We start from the raw sequence: 22216 nt of genomic DNA on the forward strand, positions 1-22216 counted from the left end.
ACAAAAATTAGGAGCCTGGCGACATGCCGGCTAAACTGCTCACCCGCTCACGCAAGAGGCAAGGCTAATGTCCACGACTGTAAATGTCCGCTACATGGTCAACGATGTCGAAGAGGCCCTCACCTGGTACACGAAACATCTGGGCTTCACGCAGCTTTCGAACCAGGCGCCGGCCTTCGCGGATGTCTCGAGGGGAGCGCTTCGGCTGCTCCTCAGCGGTCCGACCAGTTCGGCGGGCAGGCCGATGCCGGATGGCGAGCGGCCTGGCCCAGGCGGCTGGAACCGCATCCACCTGATCGTCGAGGATCTTGCGGCCGAGGTTGGCCGGCTGCGGGCGGCGGGCCTCAGCTTCCGCAATGAAATTGTGACCGGGCCGGGCGGCTCGCAAATCCTGCTTGTCGATCCTTCCGGCAATCTGGTGGAACTCTTCCAGCCGGCCAAGGCCCGGTGATTGCAAACCCACGTCGTGGCGGCAAGGGCGTGGGGAACTGGCGATCGTGGGCATCGCCCCGGCGATTGCCATGCGGTGTTCCATGCAACAGGGGAAGGGTTACGCTGGAGAAGTTGATCTAGCGCCAGCCTATCCTTCGTCATGTATGGACGGCCCCTCTTGGGCAAGAGGGCCGTCCATATATGACGAAGCGAAAGGGCGGGAGATTGCGCGCTCGCCCGTTTTCGCCAATCTCTATATGATCACCGCATCACGAGAGGGAGCGATCATGAAACGCGGGCCGGCAACACTCATCCTGGCACTGCTCACCACCCTGCCCGCCCATGCCGCGTCCTGCTCCTGGTCCGCCAGGATGGAGGAGGACGAGGGCGGCAGCGTGATGATGGCCTCGGTCTGCGGCGGGCCGAAGGGCGATGCGCATCTGATGCTCGCTTGTTTCGGCAAGCCGGTGCTGAGCTACGATCTCGGCGCCGCGGGCGGACAGCTGGAGCCCGGCATCAGCGGCTCCTTCACCTTCAAGGCCGGCGACAAGAGCCTGACGGAGAAGCTCGAGCTGGAGGCGATGTACAACTACTTCACCACCGAGCTCCCCGGCCCCGCCGACCCGTTGCTTTCGCTGCTGCGCGGCAAGGGCGAGGTGACGGTCAGCGCCGACAAGTATGGCGCGACAACGTTTCCGCTGAAAGGCTCAGGCGCCGCGATCGGCAAGGTTCTGGCCGAGTGCGGCAAGGGTTCGGGCGGCGAGGCCGATTGACGCCTGTTCGAGGCCTTTCTCGCCGCGCTTGGTCAGGCCTTGCGTGGAAGCGGGATCGGCTGGAAACCGACGTCCGGCTCGGCCAGCCGCGTGGCATCGCGTCCGCCTGCCTTGGCGGCGTAGAGCGCCTTGTCCGCCTGGAGAAGCAGGCTCGTCGGATTGTGGCGGGCGGTCGGGCCGCTGATGGCGATGCCGATGCTGATGGTGACGATCTTGTGCTCGCTGCGATCATGTTTCAGCGCCCGCTCGCGCACCGCGGCGCGCAAATCGTTGGCCACGCGGATCGCGCCGGCGGCCGAGGCCTCCGACAGGATGACGGCGAATTCCTCGCCGCCATAACGCGCCACGAAATCACCGGCGCGGGTACGCTGCCGCAGGCAATCGGCGATCTGGCGCAGGCACTCGTCTCCAGCGAGGTGACCGTAACGGTCGTTATAGGCCTTGAAGGAGTCGACATCGATCAACAGCAGCGCGAATTCCCGGTCGGACTGGCTTGCCTCGGCAACGACACCGGCCAGCTTCTGATCGAAGGCGCGGCGGTTGCCGACGCCAAGCAGGGGATCGGTGTTGGCAAGCTGCGCCAGCTGGTTGCTGAGCGTGGTCAGCTCTCCCTCGGTGCTCTTGATCTCGGTGATGTCGGAGACGACCACAAGCGCCAGGCCTGCCTCTGTTGGCCTCGTCCGCAACATCAGCCAGCGGCCGTCGAAAAGCTTGATCTGCTGCTCGCCCGGCGTGCGCAGCGCGCCGACTACATTGTCTATCCACTCCCGTTCGTGACCCTTGGGGATGCCCACCTGCTCACCGGTCACCGTCACGGCTTCGAGGATGTCGCGCAGTCTCGTGCCGGGAACGCGCAGGTCGCCGGTGAGCGGAAAGAAGTCCCGGTATTGCTCGTTGCAGAAGATCAGCATCCCTTCGGCATCGAACATGGCAAGTCCGTCCGACATTTCCGACAGCGCGTAGGAAAGCTGGTTCTTGGCTTCGAGCAATGCCTGTTCGAGCTGCTTCTGCGCCGTGACGTCGCGCGTGACGCCGACGAGGCCGATGATGTTGCCCTCGACATCGCGCACGGGCGTCTTCGAGGTGGAGAACCAACGGAGATTGCCCTTCGCATTGGGGACCTGCTCCTCGAAATCGGCCATCCCCTCGCCCGTTTCCAGCATTCGCTGCTCGAGCTCAAAGAGGGTCTGGGCGCGCGCAGGGTCCGCTATGTCGAAGTCGGTCTTGCCCGTCATCTGGACCGGATGGTCGTAGCCGTGGAAGGCGGCGACGGACTGGTTCACGGCGACGAACTGGCCGCGCGTGTTCTTGACGTAGTAGAAGTCCGGCGCCTGGGCGACCGCGGCGCGCAGCAGATTGCGCTCCTTGGTGACAAGCTGCGTGTGCAGCACGACGAGGCCGGCCACGGCGGTTGCCGCCATATTGAGCGCGATGAGCGGCAGCACGAGGCGCGCGTCGATAACGGGGACGGCCGTCTGCGGCAGGATCGAGATCGGTACCAGCCCGGACAGGCCAACGCAGACCGCAAGCACCAGCACTTGCCAGACGCGCGTCTGGCGGCGCCCGATGATGCGGTTGGCAAGAACGCCGGCGGCGAACGCCACCGCAATGCCGACCAGTCCGGCAGTGAGGCCTTGGCCGCCGATGGCGATGCGGTATCCCAGCGGAAAGGCGGCGGCCACCAATGCGCCCGGCAGGCCGGCGAACAGGCCGGCCGTCGCAACCAGCGACGTCCTGAGATCCAGCAGGACGCCCGGCCGAATCTCGACGGTCAACAGCATGGAGGCCAGGGCGCCCCAGCCCATGATGCAGCCGAAGACAAGCAGCCTGAACTTTTGCGAGCGCCCCTCAAGCCAGGGCTGCACGTAGTTCCAGCCGGAAACGAACAGCGCCACCGCAGCCAGATTTGCCGTAAGGTGTTGCCACATGACGCCGACCGACCTCCGATCGGGTCATTAAAAGCACCTGAAAAGTTGTTTCCGGGTTAAGGCCGCCACCCAAGGCGGTTCCCCGGTTGCGCCGCGAACGCGGCTTCCCCTTGGCGAAGCCCCTCCCCCACACGATGGGAAGGAGCAGGGTCAGGGCCTCACTTGCCATGCGCCTTCATGAACTGCCCGAGCAGTTCCACCGGCAGGGGGAACACCACCGTCGACGAACGCTCACCGGCGATGTCGTGCAGGGCCTCGAAATAGCGCAACTGCATGGCCTGCGGCTCGGTTGCCAGCATGCGGCCGGCCTCGACCAGCTTCGCCGCCGCCTGCTGCTCGCCGTCGGCGTTGATCACCTTGGCGCGGCGCAGCCGCTCGGCCTCGGCCTGCTTGGCGATGGCGCGGATCATGCTCTCATTGAGGTCGACATGCTTGATCTCGACATTGGAAACCTTGATGCCCCAGGCATCGGTGCGCTGGTCGAGTATCTCCTGGATGTCGCTGTTGAGCTTGTCGCGCTCGGCCAGCATCTCGTCGAGCTCATGCTTGCCGAGCACCGAGCGCAGCGTGGTCTGCGCCAGCTGGTTGGTGGCGGCCATGAAATCCTCAACCTGGATGATCGCCCGCTCGGCGTCGACGATGCGGAAATAGAGCACGGCGTTGACCTTGACCGAGACATTGTCGCGCGAGATGACATCCTGCGGCGGCACATCCTGCACCACCACGCGCAGGTCGACCCGCACCATCTGCTGGACGAAGGGGACGAGGATGATCAGGCCGGGGCCCTTGACGCCGGTGAAGCGGCCGAGCGTGAAGACCACGCCGCGCTCATATTCCCTGAGGATGCGGATTGCCGCCGCCAGGAAAATGATCGCGGCCACGGCAATGATGAGATAGGCCACGTAACCGACCATCATTTTATTGCTCCGTTGTTGCCTGCATCGCGACGCCGCACCGTCAGCACGAGGTCGCTGACATCGATCACCTCGACACGGTCGCCGGGCTGCATGGGCTCGCCTGCCTTCGCCCGCCAGCGCTCGCCCAAAGCCAGCACATGCCCCTCGCCGCCCTGCCAGTCGAGAATCTCGACGGGAAGGCCGCGCATGGCCTCGCCGCCGACGCGCGGCGGATTCTTGCGCGCCGCCCAGACATAGGTGCCGGTGAGCAAGGCCAGGCCGAGCGTCAGCGCGGCGGCCGGGCCGATCACCGCCCACGACATGGCAAAGCCCGGCCCTTCGACCTTGAGCAGCATGGCGGAGCCCAGCAGGAAGGCGGCGACGCCGCCCAGCCCCAGCACGACGGTTGGGTTGAAGGCCTCGACGATCAGGAAGGCGACGCCGAGCAGCATCAGGGCGAGACCGGTATAGTTGATCGGCAGGAGGTTCAGCGCGTAGAGCCCGAGCACCAGGCAGATGGTGCCGATGACGCCCGGCGCCACGGCGCCGGGGCTGGTGAACTCGAAGACGATGCCGTAAACGCCGACCAGCATCAGGATGACTGCCGTGTTCGGGTCGGTGATGACGGCCAGCAGCCGGATGAACCAGCCAGGCTCCAGCGTCTCGACCGGCAGCCCTTTGGTCGCCAGCACCTCTTTCCTGCCGGCCACCTCGACGGTGCGCCCGTCGGCAAGCTCCAGAAGCTCGGTGGTGTCGCGGGCAACGAAGTCGATGACATGTTCCTGCAGCGCGGCGTTGGCCGACAGGCTCGCCGCCTCGCGCACCGCCTTCTCGCCCCAGTCGCCGTTGCGCCCGCGCATCTCGGCGAGCGAGCGGATGAGCGCCACCGCGTCATTGGTCACCTTGGCCATCATCGCGTCGCCGGCCGGCTGCCCGGTTGCGTCCTTCTGGTCCTTGTCCTTCTCGCCGCCTGGAAGCGACGGCAGGCCGCCGAGCTCGACCGGCGTCGCGGCGCCGAGATTGGTGCCGGGCGCCATCGCCGCGACGTGGGTTGCGTAGAGGATGTAGGTGCCGGCGCTGGCCGCGTGGCCGCCGGAGGGCGCGACATAACCGATGACGGGCACAGGCGAGGCTAGGATGTCGGCGATCATCTCGCGCATCGAGGTGACGAGGCCGCCCGGCGTATCGAGCTGAAGGATGAGGACCGCGGCATCGCGCCTTGCGGCGGTGTCGAGCGCCTCCTCGAGTTGCCTGGTGCTTGCCGGCCCAATGGCGCCGTCGACGGCGATGCTCAACGCAACCTTCCCGCTCCCGGCTGAGGAGAAGGCAGAAACGGCGGCCGCGCCCAAAAGAGCGGCGGCGAAGAAGGCCACTCGCGCGATGCTCACGCTCAACGCTCCATGGCTCAAATATGGGTTGTGTCGCCGCGAAGTCCAATGGGGCGTTGAGGCGCAACGCGCCATCTTGCCTCGCAAGGCCGCTCAAGCGAGATCACAAGGCGGCCAGCCCTACTCGGACGATCCGGCGCCGCGGGAGGCCTGCGCTAGGAATAAAATCGGGAAACAACGCGGCCGGCCCGTGCTTCGCTGCGCACAACCCGGCCGCGTTGCGTCAATAGTCGGAGTCGCTCTCGACCACGACCGGACGGTGATGGTGCCGGTGGCCGATCGAACCCGTGACGATCACGGTGTCGTCGCGGCGGTGGTGGCGGTGACGCCAGGCGCGCTTGCCATTGTCGTAAAAGGCGACCGTGCCGTGGTGGCGGTGGTGAAGACGGTGGCCTTCGTCATTGATGACGACCGCCGGGCGGTGGTGATAGTGATGCCTGTTATGTGTCCTGATGACGACATCGGCCTCGGCCGCGGAGGCGAAGGCGGGCGCTGCGACACAGAGCGCCAGGGCGGCAAGAAGCACTGTTTTCATTGCTCTTTTCCTAATTCCTGAATTCATCCCTTCGCCGGGTAAACCGCCGCCCTCCGCTTTGGTTCCCGCCCGGGTTGCATCCGCAATGGGACCGCGCCAGGCGGAAAAGCACAGCCGGCGGCAGGCTCAGCTTTCGCGCCGACGCCGGAGCGCCATGTAGCGCAGGTAGGTCTTGGCGGCGGCGTCGCAGGCGCGCCGCTCGGGGCCGTTGGCCTCGATCATCGTCTTGGCGAGCCGCGGCGGCAGGCCGTATTTGCTGGCGAAGGCCGCCGGCTCGTAGGGTTGGTCGTCTAAATCATCTGTCGGTCTATCAAGGCTCATGTGTGCTCCCCTATCGGCGACGCGCGAAAAATCGGCGCGCGTGCCAATGCGAAGCCCTGGCTTTGGTTGCGGCGCTCGGTCCTCTTCGCACGCCCGTCCGACCTCAGTCCGACATCGCTTTGCGACCGTCGCCGGATTGGGGAACGAAAGCTTCCCAGCCTCGTTTGCCGGCGGGGAATTCGCGGCAGGGCGCCCGCCAAGAGGAGCAATGAACATGGACGACGATCGCAACAGTGTTCTGGAGGCGCGCTGGCTTCTGGCGGTGCCGGCATCGGTGCTGCTCACCGTGCTGGTAGCCGGCATGCTGCTCGGATAGTCGGACGATGAACCGCCTGCTCTTCCGCATCGCCGATTTCCTGTCGCGCCCGCCCGGCTTCTACGCGATGCTTGCCGCCATGGCCGCCTGCACGCTGCTGGTGCCGCTCGGGCTTACAGGCGTGGTGACCTATGCCCTGTCCGTGGCGGCCATCATCATCACCGGGGTGGTCCTCATCCAGGGCTACCGGGACACCGCCGCCATCCACGCCAAGCTCGACGAGATCGTCATTGCGCTGAAGCAGACGCGCAACGACGTGGTCGGGCTCGAACATGCCGAGCCGCATGAGATCAAATCCAAGCTGATGGCACTGGAGATCGAAGCCGGGCGCCTGGCGGCGTCAGAGGCGTTAAACGGCGCGAGAGATGAGGCCGGCGCCGCAGTGGGTGGGGGTTCGTTGGGGTAGCTGAGGCACCGGCCGAAGGCGGAATGGGCACCGCCGCCAGGCAAAGATAGGCCTCTCAGGCGGCGGCGAAATTACGCGATCGCGGAAGCCTCCGGGAAGCCGTCCCGGCGCAGCGTTGTCACGCGGGCCGATCGGAACAAAATGCCGGGCATCGCCGTTTTTGGGGATGGTTATGTTCGCCCCGCTCGACATGCACGGCGAGAAGCGCGCCGATCTCCACCGGGCCGCAAGGCTGTCGATGCTGCATGAGCGCGTGGTGAAGCGCTTCGACAGGGTCGACCATTCAGCCGATGCCGTCGAGACCGCCGCAGCCGCATTCGTCGAGATCACGCATCGGCCGGCCGTCTTCGTTGCGCCATTCCGGCCAAACAGGAGACCTGAAACTGCGGCCGGCTGGACGCTCGGGCTGTAACTTCCCGAGGGGCCGCATGAAGTGATCAGTGAGGCCGCGCGTTGCGTACCCTGATCATATCGCGCCTTCTCAACTCGGCATATACCGCCTCGCGGTCCCCACGGTATCGCCCCAGCAATCTCATCGCCTCGTCGCGCTCCACACGCCCGAGTTTCATCATAAAGCGAAGTTCACGCTCAGGAATCAGAGGCTGAGCTTCCCGCCGCTGCCACCATGTTTCATGCATCGCTTCGACCTCCCCGCCACGCCCACTCGACAGTCCGCGGAAGCGCTGCCCCGCCCTGCCCGTGTAGACGTTATAGACCATCCATGCGTTGGCCTGAGTGAGACTGCGCACACTTCTCAGCTCTGACATTTGCATTTGTTAACGGAGTCTCCCTTTCCTTCCCGCCGGGCATCGCCTCGCGTCCGCATCCTTGTGTCACAGCGCAGACTGGGCTCCGGAAATCAGGCGCTGCAGCGCTCCCTCCGACCGCTGGCAACCGCAATTGCAACCGCGACGACGACCAACCCCGCAGCCACCGCAAAGGTCATCGCCATTCCGCGCGCGACGGCCGCCGGGGCCGCCGCCGCGATATCGCTCGTCCCCACGGCGAAGGCGAACACCGCGCCCATCACCGCCGTGCCGGTGACGAGGCCGAGATTGCGCGAGAGGCTGAGCATGCCCGACACCACGCCGCGCTCGCTTCTGTCGACATCGGCCATGACGGCGGTATTGTTGGCGGCCTGGAACAGCTGGTAGCCCGGCGTGAGCACGGCGATCGCCGCCGCGTAGCCGGCAACGCCGAAGAGGCCCGGGAGCGCTGTGAGCGCGGCGCAGCCGGCGACCATCAGCGCCAGGCCGGCGACGACCATCGCGGCCGCCCCCAGCCGATCGACGATACGCCCGGCAATGACGCCGCAGACCGCCGAGACCACGGGGCCGATCGACAGCACGGCTCCGGTCGCCGCTTCGCTCAGGCCCAGCGCGCGCGACAGGAAGAACGGGCCGACGACCAGGGTGGCCATCATCACTGTCGAGACCAGCGCGTTCATGGCGAGGCTCGGCGCCAGCACCCTGTCGCGCAGCAGCGCGAGCTTGACCAGGGGCGACGCCACCTTGGCCTCGGCGACGGCGAACAGCGCCGCGCCGGCCGCGGCCGCGCCGAGCAGCGCCGCGTTGAGGCCGCCGAAATGGCCGCGCCCGCTGGTCATCGCCAGCGCATAGGCGCTGAGCGTGGCAGCGAGCAGCAGCGTGCCCGGCACATCGAAGCGGGCCTTCGCGCCCGCCGCCTGGCGCGGGATACTCGCCGCTCGAAGGAAGCGCCAGGCGGCGAGCAGCGCGGCGCCGCCCAGCGCGGCATTGACGAGGAAGATCGAGCGCCAGCCGAGAGCGGCGATCAGCACGCCGCCGAGCGATGGGCCGAGCGCCGTGCCGATCGCCGACATGGTGCCGAGCAGGCCCATGGCGCTGCCGGTGCGCTCTTTCGGCACCGTCTCGCCGACGATGGCTATCGTCAGCGCCATCATCACTGCCGCGCCCAGCCCCTGCACGGCGCGCGCGGCGATCAGCAGCGCCAGCGACGGGGCAAGCGCGGCGGCAAACGAGGCGGCGCTGAACAGCGCCAGGCCGGCGATCAGCAGCAGCCGGCGGCCGACGAGATCGCCGAGGCGCCCGACGCTGACGATCAGCGCGGTGATGGCGAGCAGATAGGCAAGCACCACCCATTGCACCGCCGGAAAGGACGCGGCGAAGACCACGCTCAGCGTCGGCAGCGCGACATTGGCGATGCTGGTGGCGAGCGACGAGACGAGCATGGCCAGAGACAGGCTGGCCAGCGCACCCGCCGTCGAACGGCTAACGGGCGCAGCGCGGGTCTCGGCAATATCGGCCATGATGTCTTCTCCGTCGGGTGAAATGCGCCGGGAAGATAGGCGTCCAGCGGATATGGCGGAACGCGCAGCATTTGCACTTGATCAGTGCACGAAACGCCATGTCACCGAGCAACAACCATGCTATGGTTGCGCCTATGTCGCGACCCGATCTCAACCTGCTCGTCACGCTGGATGTGCTGCTTGCCGAAGGCAGCGTCGCCAGGGCCGCGCGGCGGCTGAAGCTCAGCCCCTCGGCGATGAGCCGGGCGCTGGCGAGGCTGCGCGAGGCGACCGGCGATCCGCTTCTGGTGCGCGCCGGGCGAGGCCTGGTGCCGACGCCGCGCGCCGCGGAGCTCGGCGCGGAAGTCGGCCGGCTGGTCAAGGAGGCGGAAGCGATGCTGCGGCCCGCCGAGCGGCTCGACCTCGCGCGGCTCAACCGCAGCTTCACGCTGCGCAACAGCGACGGCTTCGTCGAGAATTTCGGCCCGGCGCTGCTGGCCCGCGCGTCGCGGGAAGCGCCGGGCGTGCAATTGCGCTTCGTGCCCAAGCCCGACAAGGACAGCGGCCCGATGCGCGAGGGCGAGGTCGATCTGGAGACCGGCGTGATCGGCACCACGACCGGGCCGGAGGTGCGCTCGCGGGCGCTGTTCCGCGACCGCTTCGTCGGCGTCGCGCGGGCCGGCCATGAGTTAAGCGAAGGCCGCGTCACCGCCGCCCGCTTCGCGGCCGGACGCCACATATTGATCTCGCGGCGCGGGCTCGATCGCGGCCCGGTAGACGACGCGCTGGAACTCGCCGGGCTGACGCGGACGATCGCGACCGTGGTCGGCGGCTTCGCCGAGGCGCTGGCGCTGGCGCGGGGCTCGGACCTCATCGCCACGGTGCCGGAGCGCTATACGGGCACGCTGCGCGAGGGCCTGTTCACCTTTTCACTGCCGGTCAAACTTGCCCCGCTGACGATCTCGTTGTTGTGGCATCCGAGGCTCGATGCCGATCCGGCGCATCGGTGGCTGCGGGGGCTGGTGAAGGAGGTGTGCGGCGGGGCGCGTAATCCCGGCCCTTGAAAGGGATTGACGCGGCGAGGGAACCAACGATGCGCCGCGGGAGGCACTTCGTTAACGTTAGCCTTAACTAACGTATACTGCGCGCAAGAAAAACCGTGCCGTTCATGGAACCCACGGCATGGTCAGCGCGTTGCCGGGCGCTTTTGCAACAGCCGGAGGCTCGCTTGGGCGAATTCAGGAAGTTCGCGTGCCCCCGGTGCCTGGGCGCCGGCAAGGTGTTCGAGTGTGAAAAGCAGGTGGCGTCGAAAAGCTCATGCTGTCCCTCGGGCACGTTGCGCGACAATTGCCCCGGACAACGGGTTTCCTGCCAGGCCTGCAACGGAACCGGCCTGCGCGGCTACGGCGCACCTCCTCTTTTGCAGGACTGAGCGGCGAGAGGTGGATCACGGCCGGTGCGGCTCAGGCCCGCGACCTTCGAATTCAAAGCGATCGGACAGAGAATAGTCGATCCGTTTGCCGGAATTGCTTTAGGCGCTGGCGCCGCCCATCAGCGCGGCGACCAGGGTCGCCAGGAAGACAAGCAGCCCCAACGCGACCCGGTCCAGCCACCCGCGCCGTCTGGCAAGGATCTCGAACAACCGATTGGCCATCGCAACTTCCCCCTTCGCTTGCGCCATACTCTACCATGCATTTCATGAGAACATCATGAAATGGCTCACAGAGCCTCCGATGCCGCTTCAAGGGAAAATCGGCCGCTGCCGGTCGCCCGATGCCGCGCTGCGAAATGCACCCAAAAAAAGTCGGGATCGAAGGGACAGTCGGTCTGGCGAAAAATCAGCTTATTCAAGCGGATACGCATATATGTGCGGCGCGGTATGCTGGACATCGGAAATGCCCGGAATTCCGCCATTTCATGGCTCTTCGCCGTGGCCCCAGCATGACTGCCAAGCGTGCTTCGAGCGCGAAAAAGGCGGCTAAAAAGGCGCTTCTTGAGCCCTCGGCGACGGCGTTGACAGGGCACCGCGCCAATGGCACTCCGCAAGCACTGGTCACGCCATGACCGTTGCTGTTGGGGACGGACGGGGTTTCAGCAGCTTGGCGGCGGCGCCGGACGGGCGGGCACATGCAGTGTACCGCCCGCTCCTGGCCGGTCCCGGATTCCAGTTCTGCCGCTGCTTGCAACGTAACCGATCGCGCTTGCGCGCGCGGGAATGACACGGGACAATTAGCCGGCGTGCTGCAGCCAATGGCGGTCGAACACGTTGACGATGGCGCGGAACTCGGACGGCGGGATCTGGTTGACGCCGCCATCGCCGTCGGCGCTGAGGAAATGGCCGAGCTGGCGATCGACCGCTTCCGGGTGCTCCATGACGATGCCGAGACTTGCCAGGTCGGCGGCGATCGAGATGCCGGGCGGCAGGGGGCCCCATTGTTCGGCGGCGGGCGCATCGCGCAGGCGCACCAACAGGATCCTGGTGAGCGAGGGCTGCGCTTCCGGGGCGAAGATGGCGGTGCCGACCATATAGCCGCCGAGCACGCTCACCGGCTGCGTATGCGGGAACAGGCAAAGGAAGGACTGCGCCTCGCCGCCCACCTCCTTCAGATGCAGATAGAGGCTGCGCTTTGCCGGCGTGACCGGCCCGGAGAACTGCAACTGCCCGGTCGGCGATGTCTCGCGATATATGGCGTTGAAGGCATGCGCACCGGGCCCCGCCTCGATCGCCAGGCGGCCCCTGATGAGCTGGCCGCGATAATAGGGCGACCAGGCGTGAGAGTACCAGGCATAGGTCCCGGCGAGCGCCAGTCCGATGCCTTTGTCGTCATGTCCGGGCGAGGCAGCGGACTGAGCGCGAGCGCGGCGTTCGAGCTCCGCCGCGTCAATACCGTGGCGGGCGGCGATTGCGGCCGCGAAGCTCGGCAGATCGCTCTCGGCGATCCAGGCGCCGGGCTGCTCGAGGCGCAGCACTTTCGCCCAATCGTCGTAGACGCTTTGCTCGCGCGGCTGAGCCCGGCCCTGCAGCCATTTGTCGGCGCGGCCGAGATCGAATGCCGTCCTGGCGTTGACGGAACGGAACGCCGCCGCGAGATCCTTGCGGGTGACGGTGCCGAGCAGGGCCGATGTCAGCCGCAGCTTCTGCGCGATATGTTGTGCCATCGAAGCGCCCCCTCGGACCCCATGCCCTTCCGAGAATCATGCCTGGCCGCGGCCGCCCCCGGGCACGGCGTCGACTCGTGATGATACGCATGGTCGCGACGCTGCGCGCCGGACTTTCGTCCTGCGCCCGATGTCCGCATCCCAACCTTCCACAGGCCTATACCGCGGAAATTCCGCAGAATTCCACGCCCTTCCACATGGCCGCCCTTTGCCCCCGGGCAGCCGGCGCTAAGCTCGCTGCGGGCAAGGGGCAGACCGTCATGAAAAACGCGCTGAATGTGGGCTTGAGCACGTCATCCCCTTCCTTCGCAGAGCTGTGACACGCTCGATTTCGAGCGACGCCGAATCCCGGCCAAAGCCGGCGACGAGCAAACCGTATTGCCACCTCATCCGGAAGGAATGTTCAGATGACTTCGACCACTTCTTCGACACTCACCTTCATCTTGTTTGTTTCAGGATGCATAGCGCTGGCGCTGCTGTTCATCAACGCGCCGCAGGGGGAATTCCAGTCGAAATACGTCAAGGCAACGCCCGCCACGCAAGGAGCGTCGCCCACCCGCATCGACATCGACAACGACGCGCATGCGATACGCTTCTATGTCGACGGCAAGCAGGTCGCGCTGCTCGACGCATCTGGCTTCAAGCCATGAGGAGGCCGCAGAGCCAGGAACGGAAACCGGCCATGAAGATCGTCCTATCCGCGCTGACGGCGCTTCTCCTTTCGGTCGCGCTGACGCAAGGGGCCGGGGCCAAGACGAAAATCGTGGTGACCGAAAAAAGGCCGCCACGACTGGCAAGCATCGGCCGCCGCTCGATCAGACGGCAACCGGCGGCATCGTGCCTTTGGCGGGCCAGACGCCGGAGACCGGGGATCCGGGCCAGGCCTATCCGCAGCCGCTGGACCTGCATTTCTAGGCCAATTGCGGGAAATGCGCGGGCGAACGACCCGGCCAACAGCCACCCAGCCATCCTGAGGGCTGGGGGCTTAGCGCCGCTGGCACGGCAGTGCCTGCCTCCTACGCGGACTTCAGGGGCTGCGGTCCGCGGGGAAAAGCGCGCGGCTTGACCAGGCCATTGCCGGCGCGATAGGCGGGCGCAGGCCATCCAATTGATGAAAGACCGCCATGACCGACCCTATCGTGAAAGACAGCAACGGCACGCCGCTGAAGGATGGCGACTCCGTGACGCTGAGCAAGGACCTCAAGGTCAAGGGCACGTCCGAGACGATCAAGCGCGGCACGCTGGTGAAGAACATCCGCCTCAACGGCAATCCCGGCGAGATCGAATGCAACACCAAGCAGGTCAAGGGCCTGGTGCTGAAGACGGAGTTCCTGAAAAAGGCGTGATTGCGGGATCCCATCTCCCCTTATGTTGCACTGCGTTAGATTTGTTGCATTGCGATAGCGGCGCATAGGGCCGAGGCTTTGCCTCAGGCGGGATACGAACGAGCATTAACGAGGTTCGTATTCGTGTCAGCATCGGCGCAGGATTTCCGACCCGATATCGAAGGGTTGCGGGCGGTGGCCGTGGCGGGCGTCGTGGCCTGCCATTTCGGCCTGGCGGCGCTGCCGGGCGGCTTTGCCGGGGTCGACATCTTCTTCGTCATCTCGGGCTTGGTCTCCTTCATCCTCTGGGCCTGGCCGACGAACGTTTCGCAGCCCTGGGCCTTCTACTTCTCGCCGCTGCGCGCTTGGGAATTTGCCGCCGGCGGCCTCGCATCGATGGCGCCGGCGCGGCTTTTGCAGGCGCGTCCGCTGCTGGGGCGGGCGTTGAGCCTGGCCGGCCTGACGATGATCGGGACCGCTTATCTCACCTTCAGCGAGGACGCTCCCTTCCCCGGCTTTCTGGCGCTTCTGCCTGTCGCCGGCGCGGTCCTTCTGCTCAAGGCGGGAGCGGCCGGCGCCAGGGACGGCTACTCACCCGATTCCGAGCGGAATTGGGTGAATGCCGCCCTGGCGCTGCCGCCTTTGCAATGGAGCGGCAGGCTCTCCTATTCGATCCATCTGTGGCATTGGCCGGTCATCGTCTATGCCGGCATGCTGGCGCCGGAGCTGACGCCCATCGAACGGCTTCATTGCCTCGCGCTGACGCTGGCGCTGTCCGCCCTTACCTGCCACCTCATCGAGAACCCGATCCGTCGCAACGGCTGGCTGATGGCCAATGCGGCGCGGGCGCCGGTGCCGGTCCTCCTCCTGACCGGCACCGGCGTCGCAGCCGCCCACGGCAATGCCAGGCTTGCCGTGCGCGACCTCGATCCGTAGCAGCGCATCATCGCCGCCAGCGCGGCCGAGCCATCATGGCGGGACGCGGCGGCGACACGGCCAACGACGCCATACGGTTGAGCGCGACATCGTCGACAGCATCCCCAACGCTGCTTACGTCGACCTCACCGACTTTGCGACGCCTTCCTCGACGGCAAGCTCGCCTTCCGCGACCAGCACCATATGGCCACGCCCTTCGCGGAATCGCTGGAGCCGGAGGTGGAGAAAAGGGTGATGTCGAAGGTGGGAAGATAGGGCGACGACGCCCACCCGTTCGTCATCCTAGGGCGGAGCAAGGAGCGAAGCGACGCGCGCAGACCCTAGGATCCATGCCGTGACGCTAAGGCTTTGCAACGGGTACAGAATTCTGCACCGCCGCGCTTCGCGGCGAAGGTCACGGCATGGATCCTCGGGTCAAGCCCGAGGATGACGACCGGAGGGGCGTCGGCGCCTCAATGCGCCCCCTCTGGCCTGCGGCCATCTCCCCCACGAGGGGGAGATTAGCAGCTTCGGCGCCGCGCCTCAGCCCACCACAACCACGAAATGCTTGGTCACCGGCTCGAGGATCTTCCAGGTGCCCTTGAAATCCGCCTCGACGACGAAGGCGTCGCCGGGGCCGACCTCGACCGGCTCGCCGCCGTCGGGCGTGATGATGATGCGGCCGGCGATCATGTGGACGAATTCATAGTCGGTGTAGGTGGCATGATAGGTGCCGGGCGAGGCGCGCCAGGTGCCGGACATCACCTTGCCGTCCTCGGTGGTGTGCTGCACGGCGGTTTGCATCGTGGGGGAACCCTCGACCGCGATCCAGCCCGGCAGGTCGCCGCCATCGGCATGCTCGACGGCGCCGAATTTGAGAATGGTGGGTCTGGTCATCGAATGCTCCTCGGTTCGCCGGAATTGGCTGGCGACGGCATAGCCGATGGCGGCATGGGTTGCACGCGGCGATACGACAGCGGAAGGCGATGTGGCGACGGATGCCTAACGGTCCGCAGCTGAGGATCAGCGGGGTTCAGCTCGGCCGAGTTGCATCCAGAATCAAAAACCCGCCGGATGGCGGGCTTTTCGGTTTCCGGCCAGATCAGGTCGGAATGGAAGATGGCGGCGTTGCGGTGACAACGCTCAGCTTTTCACGCTTCGCCAGAACAGGCTTCTCATAGGTCTTCTTCAAGGCACCCCCCTTTCAAGGCTTCGTAGGTCCGCATGTGCAACTTTAAAGCTGGCGCGGCCTATAAGCTGTAGCACATTAGCAACACTTAACAGACGTTCCGCAGGGATTACGGCGTTAAGCATCACTGTCCCGTTTCGGGACTGGCACTCGTCTTGCTATGAAGAGATTGCCGGTGTCCTCCCGCCGGTCCTGATCGAGGGATCAGGTTTAAATCTCGCCGGGCCTGTGGGTTTGGGCATCAGGGTTAGGTCCGGCGAGTTTTTCTTTTCCCCACCGTTATGCCGACACCACGCGACTGGCGGGCGCTCCGCCTTCACTCCGCGGCCTGCAGCTGCTTGCGGCGCGCCGGCTGTCTGCGCCGGTGGCCGGCCTTCAGCGTGACGGCCGTCTTTCTGGAAAGCGCTCCGGTGACCGCGTCGACCATGCCGAAGGCCACGAAGTCGGCGTTTAGAGTGGCAGCCAGTTCTGCCGCGGCCCCGACGTCGCCATTGCCGACTTCCGACCAGAAAACGATGCCGACCCGAAGTTTCGCCTTGATGCGCTTCAGCCGACGAACCATGAAGCGCGCGTGCCGGGTGGATTGGCGGTTGAGGAAGCCGATCACGACGGCATCGATGGCTTCGAGGTCGAGACGGCGGATCGCCAATGGCTCGAGTTCGGTAAAGCTCGCCTTCGACACCGAAGCGCCCTGCACTTCCAGCACCTGGGCCAGCATCGCGGCGGCGGCGTCGTCGAGCTCGCCGCGCCCGCCGGCGCAGAGCACTGCGATGCCCGAGCCGTCGGGCAAATCGACCTCCTCTTCCTCCACCTCGGCAGGCTTGGCTTCGCCAGGGTTTTTCTCGCTAGCCTTGTTTTTCTCGCTAGCCTTGTTTTTCTCGCCAGCCTTGCTGTCGGCTGCCTTCTCATCGGCAGCGGCCGCCTGCTCGCTTTCTTCCTCCTCGGCCTCCTGCTGGGCGCTGTCGTCGAGATTGGCGACCAGCGTCAAGGCGCTGTCGGCAAGCTGCCGGCGCTGCGCGTCATCCATGACGCCGCGCTCCCGGTCCTGCTCGCCGAGCAGCAGCGCGGGAATCGCCACCTTGCCGTAGAATTCGAACAGATACTTGTCCTCCAGCATCTCCTCGGCATGGTCGGTCGCCTCGTCCGGGTCGCCGGCCAGGAGCCGCTGGTAGAGCCTGGCATGCGGCTCCAGCACCGGCTCGTTGCCGAACAGGACGTCGAGGAACTCGAACTGCGGCACGTGCCGGCCGAGCACCACCAGGCAGACGGTGAGCGGCGTCGACAGCACCAGGCCGATCGGCCCCCACAGCCAGGTCCAGAAGATCGCCGCCACGATGATGGCCAGGGGCGACAAGCCCGTATGCGAGCCATAGAGCCACGGCTCGATGACATTGCCGGTGACGAGCTCCACGACGACGAACAGCGCGGCGGTCCACAACAGCAGCGACCAGCCGGGCGCCACGGCCAAGGCGAGGAACAGCGGCAGCAGCGCGCCGATGATCGGGCCGATATAGGGCACGAAGCGCAGTGCCAGCGCCAGCAGGCCCCAAAGCAGCGCGTTGGGGATGCCGAGCACCCAGAGCCCGATGGTGATGGGCACGGCGTAGATGATGTTGACCACCAGTTGCATCAGCAGATACTGGCCGACGCGCTTGCCGGCATCCTGCAGCGCCTGCGTGGTACGATGGAGGTCGCCATAGCCGACCAGCCGGATGAAGCGGTCGCGCAGGTCCTCGCGCTCCATCAGCATGAAAATGACGACGATGATGACGAGGCCGGCGGAGCCGAGCGGGCTGAGCACGGGGCCGATCAGGTTCTGCAGCACCTCGAGCGGCTTTTCATGCGCGACGACCTCGACCGGGATCGGCTCGCGCTTCGGCGCCTGGGCGGCCGAGGGCAGCTGCGGCTCCTGGCGGTCGATCTCCTGGCCGACGCGCTCGATGACACCGCCGAGGCGCGAGATGATGCCGCCGCCGAGGCCGTTTTCCTTCAGCGCGCGGACCTTGGTCAGGATGTTGATCTGGTAGAGGGGATGTTCTGGGCGAGGTCGCTGACCTGGGTGGCGACGACGAAGGAGAACAGCGAAAGGGCGGCGAAGGCGCCGGCGACGCTGGCGATGACAGCCGCGATGCGCGGAACCCCCGCGCGCTTCAGGGAGGACACGACAGGCGCGATGGCGAAGGTCAACAGAAGCGCGACGGCGATCGGCAGGAACACCTCGCGCCCGAAATAGAGCGCGGCCACCGTGACCACCACGCTCGCCACAGTCGGCAGCGCCGTGCGCGGATGGCCCCTGGACGCTGCGAGCAGGCCTTCCAGCCTCGGCTCCGACGCCCCGTTCCCGCGATTGGCCGCCACCATCGAGCCTCCATGCCGTCTGTCCGGCAATGATCCCAGATACTTCGCCGGCGTGCAACGCGCCGAAGCCCGGTCGGTTGCAGCTGCTCTAATAAATATCCGGGTTCATGAAGTTGCGGGGACGAAGTAAGGCGCTGGATTCGCCGCCTTGGTCCTGCCCATGCCCTGTCCGGGCTGCCAACCCTGGCAACTCGCCGGGAACATGGACCGCGCGAAATCGTTGTCTTGCCGAAGGGGCCTTGAAACTCAAGGAGGCAGCGATGAAAAAGCTTCTGCTTGCTTCGATGATCGCCATCGCCTCGGCGTTTGCGATCGCGCCGGCCAGCGCCGGCGGCGTGCAACTCGGTATCGGCATCGGTCCGGGCTATGATGACGACTACTACAACGATGACTACAGCCCATATTATCGCCATCACCGGTATTACCGGCACGTCTATGACGACGACTACTACACCCCATACCATCGTCGTTACGTGGTTCGGTATCACAACCGGTATGACGACAATTGCCGGGTCAGGATCGTGAAGCACTGGCGACATCATCACCGCGTCATTGAAAAGATCCGTATCTGCGAGCGCTGACCCGCAGCACCGGCCCAACTCCCGTGTGGGGAGATGGGCCGGACGCGACAGCAATGGCGTCGACCCTGGGCAATACCGGGTAGAACCTCTGGTCGCCGCGCCGTGGCAACGCTCCATGCCGCTGGCGGCGGCTTTCTCCTCCTCGATACTCCGGGAAATATTAGCGATCGGGAACATAGGCCTCCCGCCGCGCGTTACCCGATAATCAGCCTTCAGGAGGAGGTTGCCATGAAAAAACTTCTACTTGCTTCGGTGATCGCAGTCGCGTCGGCGGCGTCCACGGTAGCGCCGGCGGATGCGCACGGCTTCCTCGGTCTCGGTTTCGGTCCGTTCGGCGGCTCTCCGTTCTACGGCGGTCCGATGTATGGCGGTCCGTTCTACGACTATGGCGGCCGCTACTACGGCCCGCGCTACTACGACGACTATTATCCCAGCTACTACCGGCACCACAGGTATTACTACCGGCACCACTACAGGCACCATCACAGGCACCACCACAGGCACCACCACAGGCATCACCACGGGTACTATTACAAGTACTAGGCGGTGGGCGACTGGCGCACGGCAGAAGCGGCATTGACCAGACGCAAGCGTGGCCGCGCTTCGCGGTCGTCATCCTAGGGCGGAGCAAGGAGCGAAGCGACGCGCGCAGACCCTAGGATCCATGCAGTGCTGCCACGGCGCAGAATTCTGATCCGTGGCATTCCTCGGCCCACGTCACGGCATGGATCCTTGGGTCAAGCCCAAGGATGACGAAGATGGTTTGGGCCTCTTTCGCCAGCTTCGCGCAGCGCCTTGCAAATCCCCGCCAAAATGCCATCTAAATCACCGGCATCCAGGAGAATCACGTGACGCAGCGAAGCGGCAGCGCCGACCTGCCGCTGCATGGCGGGCGGGTCCCGAAATGGCTGGGCGAGCGCATGACCAAGCTCGGCGCGGTGCTGTGCGAGGCGATCATCCACCATTACGGCCGCGACGAGCTTTTGCGGCGGCTGGCGCATCCCTTCTGGTTCCAGTCCTTCGGCGCCGTGATGGGCATGGACTGGCATTCCTCCGGCATCACCACTTCCGTCATCGGCGCGCTGAAGCGCGGGCTGAACCCGATGGCCGGCGAGCTCGGCATCCATGTCTGCGGCGGGCGCGGCGCGCATTCGCGCAAGACGCCGGGCGAATTGCTGGCCATCGGCGAGCATGTCGGCCTGGACGGCGATGCGCTTGCCACCGCCAGCCGGCTGGTCGCCAAGGTGGACAGCGCCGCCGTGCAGGACGGCTACGACCTCTATCTGCACGGCTTCATCGTCGCCGATGACGGGCGCTGGGTGGTGGTGCAGCAGGGCATGAACGGCGATGCCCGCCAGGCGCGCCGCTATCACTGGCTGTCGGAAGGCTTGACCAGCTTCGTCGACCAGCCGCATGCCGCAATCGAAGGCGAGCGCCAGGGCGAGATCGTCAACCTGACCGACCGGCGCGCCGAAAAAGCCCGCGGCAGCCAGGTCGAGTTGCTCAAGACCATGAGCCCGGAAAAGATCCTGAACGAGCTTGCCGTGCTGGAGCCGCGGCCCGAGCCTGAACCGGCCGCGCAGCCGATGCTGCCTAACCTCATCATGCCCGCGCATCACGACGTGCGCGAGAGCGACATCGTCATGCGCCGCCTGCACGGCAACATCGCCTCGGCAATCGAAAGCGGCCCGAAGGATTTCCCCGAGCTGCTGCTGGTCCCCGGCGTCGGCCCGCGCACGGTGCGGGCGCTCGCCATGGTCTCCGAAGTGGTGCACGGCGCGCCCTACCGCTTCTCCGACCCGGCCCGCTTCTCGCTAGCCCACGGCGGCAAGGACCGCCACCCCTTCCCCGTGCCGCTGAAGGTCTATGACGAGACGATATCCGTGCTGAAATCGGCGGTGGGCAAGGCGAAGCTCGGGCGCGGCGAGGAGCTGGAGGCGCTAAGAAGGCTGGACGGGGAGTCACGCCGGATGGAGCGGTATGTGACCGGACCGAGCTTGAAGGAGATCGTGGCGGGCGAGATGGACCAGTCGCATCTGCTGGGGGGTAGGAGTGTGTTTGGGTGGGAGGGGCCTGCGGGCGATAAGTTGGAATAGTGCAAAATCGTGGGAACGACTCTTGCGCGCTGCCTGCTTCACCTCACGTTTAAATGGAGCGATTGGCTATCGCTTTCGCCTCAGCCGCCCAAGAAAGAAAGCTACTTAGAAACTCTTCCGAGACATCAATTTTCTGATCACTCCATCGGAAGCTTTTGTCTTCGGCAGACAGGCCGTAGTGAATGGTGCGTTCGTTCCCAGCTTCTTCGATCTTCTTCAGTGCGTTCTTTCGCGAGCCGTAGAGCCGATCTTCAATATGCTCGAAATGATCCCTTGCTCTCTTGTATGCTGAGAGATCCAAAGCCCCAACATGGCTAGCCATTTCGGCGCCCAAGACATTTGACGCTAAGACAATTCCATCCTTCACTCTGTCGATAGCGATTAGAAAAAAGTGCAACTCTACCAACGCGCGTTTGTATCTCTTCTGCCGCCACGCATCGAACATCAAAGCATGTTGTCGTTCGACAGCTTCGAGGTATCTGTCGACTAAGCCTAGGCCATCGTGCAGCTGACCAGTTGGGTCTGCAGTTAGGTAAGCAAGCAGTTGCTCAGTTTCGTCGTTCATGGGGTAAACAATAACGCCTTGAGTGACATATACTAGGCCACCTTCACCCCGCCTTCCTCCCCATCATCCCGTAGTGCACCGCCAACAAATCCAGCCCGACCTTCAGCAGCTTCACCACTACATCCCTTCCCTCGCCGCTACGCTCGGCGATGGCCTTCACCGACAGGCCTTCGAGGCAAGTCTTGCGCACCACCTCCGCCACCTCCCAATGGGCGAGCGCGGCGGCTGCATGGGCATGCGCCCGGCCGGCTGAGAGGACGCGGTCGGGGACGCCGCCGCCGACGCGGCTGGCGTCAACGCGTTCGCTCCAGGATTGCGGCTGCAGGCCGTGCCGGGCGGCGCGCTCGAAATCGTCGCGAAAGCGCTGGCCGGCCTCGCGCTGCTGGCGCGTCAGCGAGGTGATGCCGGTGAGCGGGTCGACATTGCGCAGGCGCACGATGCCGCCGGTGGAGGTGTAGCCGCCGTTCGACACTTCGTAGACGCGGCGCGCCTCGGCCGTGCCAGCGGTCAGCCGCTGGCGGCCGAAGGCGTCCTGCTTGAGGGCGAAGTCATGGCCGACCTCGCGGCGGATGCGCACCTGCGCGGCCTCGCCCTTGGGAAGCTTTGGGGGTTGGGGTTTCTTTGAGGGCTTGCGGGGCATGGGTGCGGTCCTTTGTGGGGTGGGACGTTGCAGAACTTGGGTTCCTCGCCCCCGCAACGCGGGGGAGAGGTGGCCGCGAAGCGGACGGAGAGGGGGGACGCCCTCCGCGAAGCCAATGGCGTACGGT

General features: G+C 65.6%; 25 protein-coding genes and 1 pseudogene. 12 read left to right on the plus strand and 14 right to left on the minus strand.

Annotated elements, in window-relative coordinates; genetic code table 11:
* Positions 1 to 67: 67 nt before the first annotated feature.
* Together EJ072_RS35290 and EJ072_RS35295 are read left to right on the plus strand one after the other, a co-directional pair.
* Positions 68 to 451 carry a VOC family protein gene (locus EJ072_RS35290; protein WP_126083360.1) on the plus strand — a complete coding sequence of 128 codons (384 nt, stop codon included), beginning with the start codon at positions 68 to 70 and terminating at the stop codon, positions 449 to 451.
* A gap of 268 nt (positions 452 to 719) precedes the next feature.
* Positions 720 to 1205, plus strand: a complete 486-nt coding sequence (locus tag EJ072_RS35295; protein ID WP_245467120.1) for a hypothetical protein — start codon at positions 720 to 722, stop codon at positions 1203 to 1205.
* A gap of 32 nt (positions 1206 to 1237) precedes the next feature.
* On the opposite strand, the gene EJ072_RS35300 is transcribed toward EJ072_RS35295, so the two are convergent.
* The 5 genes from EJ072_RS35300 to EJ072_RS35320 form a co-directional block, all read right to left on the minus strand.
* Positions 1238 to 3133, minus strand: coding sequence for a diguanylate cyclase (locus EJ072_RS35300; protein WP_126083361.1), 1896 nt, complete (start codon positions 3131 to 3133; stop codon positions 1238 to 1240).
* 158 nt (positions 3134 to 3291) lie between these two features.
* Positions 3292 to 4050: a slipin family protein gene (locus tag EJ072_RS35305; protein WP_126083362.1), complete on the minus strand. Its 759-nt coding sequence runs from the start codon at positions 4048 to 4050 to the stop codon at positions 3292 to 3294.
* Positions 4047 to 5417 (minus strand): nodulation protein NfeD, encoded by a 1371-nt coding sequence (locus tag EJ072_RS35310; RefSeq protein ID WP_126083363.1) that lies wholly within the window; start codon positions 5415 to 5417, stop codon positions 4047 to 4049. The genes EJ072_RS35305 and EJ072_RS35310 overlap by 4 nt, the downstream gene beginning before the upstream one ends.
* Before the next feature lie 223 nt (positions 5418 to 5640).
* Positions 5641 to 5952, minus strand: a complete 312-nt coding sequence (locus EJ072_RS35315; RefSeq protein WP_126083364.1) for a hypothetical protein — start codon at positions 5950 to 5952, stop codon at positions 5641 to 5643.
* Between the two features lie 126 nt (positions 5953 to 6078).
* Complete coding sequence (locus EJ072_RS35320; protein ID WP_126083365.1) at positions 6079 to 6273, minus strand: hypothetical protein; 195 nt, start codon at positions 6271 to 6273, stop codon at positions 6079 to 6081.
* Between the two features lie 323 nt (positions 6274 to 6596).
* On the opposite strand from EJ072_RS35320, the gene EJ072_RS35325 reads away from it, so the two are divergent.
* The gene (locus EJ072_RS35325; RefSeq protein ID WP_126083366.1) at positions 6597 to 6995 is read left to right on the plus strand and encodes a low affinity iron permease family protein; all 399 of its coding nucleotides are present in this window, start codon (positions 6597 to 6599) and stop codon (positions 6993 to 6995) included.
* Between the two features lie 172 nt (positions 6996 to 7167).
* Positions 7168 to 7407 carry a hypothetical protein gene (locus EJ072_RS35330; RefSeq protein ID WP_126083367.1) on the plus strand — a complete coding sequence of 80 codons (240 nt, stop codon included), beginning with the start codon at positions 7168 to 7170 and terminating at the stop codon, positions 7405 to 7407.
* A gap of 447 nt (positions 7408 to 7854) precedes the next feature.
* Here EJ072_RS35330 and EJ072_RS35335 read toward each other — a convergent pair whose 3' ends face one another.
* The gene (locus tag EJ072_RS35335) at positions 7855 to 9282 is read right to left on the minus strand and encodes an MFS transporter (protein WP_126083368.1); all 1428 of its coding nucleotides are present in this window, start codon (positions 9280 to 9282) and stop codon (positions 7855 to 7857) included.
* Between the two features lie 134 nt (positions 9283 to 9416).
* On the opposite strand from EJ072_RS35335, the gene EJ072_RS35340 reads away from it, so the two are divergent.
* On the plus strand, positions 9417 to 10325 hold the full coding sequence (locus EJ072_RS35340) for a LysR family transcriptional regulator (protein WP_126083369.1): 909 nt from the start codon (positions 9417 to 9419) through the stop codon (positions 10323 to 10325).
* A 467-nt stretch (positions 10326 to 10792) separates the two neighbouring features.
* Here EJ072_RS35340 and EJ072_RS37450 read toward each other — a convergent pair whose 3' ends face one another.
* The 3 genes from EJ072_RS37450 to EJ072_RS35350 all read right to left on the minus strand — a co-directional run bounded on the left by EJ072_RS37450 (position 10793) and on the right by EJ072_RS35350 (position 12420).
* On the minus strand, positions 10793 to 10915 hold the full coding sequence (locus tag EJ072_RS37450; protein WP_281058744.1) for a hypothetical protein: 123 nt from the start codon (positions 10913 to 10915) through the stop codon (positions 10793 to 10795).
* Between the two features lie 65 nt (positions 10916 to 10980).
* Positions 10981 to 11175 (minus strand): hypothetical protein, encoded by a 195-nt coding sequence (locus tag EJ072_RS35345; protein ID WP_126083370.1) that lies wholly within the window; start codon positions 11173 to 11175, stop codon positions 10981 to 10983.
* Between the two features lie 315 nt (positions 11176 to 11490).
* The gene (locus tag EJ072_RS35350; protein ID WP_126083371.1) at positions 11491 to 12420 is read right to left on the minus strand and encodes a hypothetical protein; all 930 of its coding nucleotides are present in this window, start codon (positions 12418 to 12420) and stop codon (positions 11491 to 11493) included.
* Positions 12421 to 12509: 89 nt separating this feature from the next.
* Here EJ072_RS35350 and EJ072_RS35355 point away from each other — a divergent pair, with 89 nt between their 5' ends.
* The 4 genes from EJ072_RS35355 to EJ072_RS35370 all read left to right on the plus strand — a co-directional run bounded on the left by EJ072_RS35355 (position 12510) and on the right by EJ072_RS35370 (position 14681).
* On the plus strand, positions 12510 to 12740 hold the full coding sequence (locus EJ072_RS35355; RefSeq protein ID WP_126083372.1) for a hypothetical protein: 231 nt from the start codon (positions 12510 to 12512) through the stop codon (positions 12738 to 12740).
* Positions 12741 to 12827: 87 nt separating this feature from the next.
* Positions 12828 to 13070 (plus strand): hypothetical protein, encoded by a 243-nt coding sequence (locus tag EJ072_RS35360; protein ID WP_108702863.1) that lies wholly within the window; start codon positions 12828 to 12830, stop codon positions 13068 to 13070.
* Between the two features lie 474 nt (positions 13071 to 13544).
* On the plus strand, positions 13545 to 13766 hold the full coding sequence (locus EJ072_RS35365) for an alkylphosphonate utilization protein (RefSeq protein ID WP_126083373.1): 222 nt from the start codon (positions 13545 to 13547) through the stop codon (positions 13764 to 13766).
* 123 nt (positions 13767 to 13889) lie between these two features.
* On the plus strand, positions 13890 to 14681 hold the full coding sequence (locus tag EJ072_RS35370) for an acyltransferase (RefSeq protein WP_126083374.1): 792 nt from the start codon (positions 13890 to 13892) through the stop codon (positions 14679 to 14681).
* Between the two features lie 522 nt (positions 14682 to 15203).
* Here EJ072_RS35370 and EJ072_RS35375 read toward each other — a convergent pair.
* The 3 genes and pseudogenes from EJ072_RS35375 to EJ072_RS35380 form a co-directional block, all read right to left on the minus strand.
* Positions 15204 to 15557 (minus strand): cupin domain-containing protein, encoded by a 354-nt coding sequence (locus tag EJ072_RS35375; RefSeq protein ID WP_126083375.1) that lies wholly within the window; start codon positions 15555 to 15557, stop codon positions 15204 to 15206.
* A gap of 205 nt (positions 15558 to 15762) precedes the next feature.
* Positions 15763 to 15852: a putative RiPP precursor gene (locus tag EJ072_RS36305; protein WP_189343172.1), complete on the minus strand. Its 90-nt coding sequence runs from the start codon at positions 15850 to 15852 to the stop codon at positions 15763 to 15765.
* 313 nt (positions 15853 to 16165) lie between these two features.
* Positions 16166 to 18207, minus strand: a pseudogene (locus EJ072_RS35380) (AI-2E family transporter).
* A gap of 260 nt (positions 18208 to 18467) precedes the next feature.
* Here EJ072_RS35380 and EJ072_RS35385 point away from each other — a divergent pair.
* The 3 genes from EJ072_RS35385 to EJ072_RS35395 all read left to right on the plus strand — a co-directional run bounded on the left by EJ072_RS35385 (position 18468) and on the right by EJ072_RS35395 (position 20884).
* Positions 18468 to 18788 (plus strand): hypothetical protein, encoded by a 321-nt coding sequence (locus EJ072_RS35385; RefSeq protein WP_126083376.1) that lies wholly within the window; start codon positions 18468 to 18470, stop codon positions 18786 to 18788.
* A 228-nt stretch (positions 18789 to 19016) separates the two neighbouring features.
* The gene (locus tag EJ072_RS35390) at positions 19017 to 19331 is read left to right on the plus strand and encodes a hypothetical protein (protein ID WP_126083377.1); all 315 of its coding nucleotides are present in this window, start codon (positions 19017 to 19019) and stop codon (positions 19329 to 19331) included.
* Positions 19332 to 19636: 305 nt separating this feature from the next.
* Positions 19637 to 20884, plus strand: a complete 1248-nt coding sequence (locus EJ072_RS35395; RefSeq protein WP_126083378.1) for a DUF763 domain-containing protein — start codon at positions 19637 to 19639, stop codon at positions 20882 to 20884.
* A 49-nt stretch (positions 20885 to 20933) separates the two neighbouring features.
* On the opposite strand, the gene EJ072_RS35400 is transcribed toward EJ072_RS35395, so the two are convergent.
* The gene (locus tag EJ072_RS35400; protein ID WP_126083379.1) at positions 20934 to 21449 is read right to left on the minus strand and encodes a hypothetical protein; all 516 of its coding nucleotides are present in this window, start codon (positions 21447 to 21449) and stop codon (positions 20934 to 20936) included.
* Between the two features lie 43 nt (positions 21450 to 21492).
* A complete protein-coding gene (locus EJ072_RS35405; protein ID WP_126083380.1) occupies positions 21493 to 22089 on the minus strand; it encodes a DUF6456 domain-containing protein in 597 nt (198 codons plus the stop codon).
* Positions 22090 to 22216 lie beyond the last annotated feature (127 nt).

Source organism: Mesorhizobium sp. M2A.F.Ca.ET.046.03.2.1 (assembly GCF_003952425.1).
Lineage (GTDB): Bacteria > Pseudomonadota > Alphaproteobacteria > Rhizobiales > Rhizobiaceae > Mesorhizobium.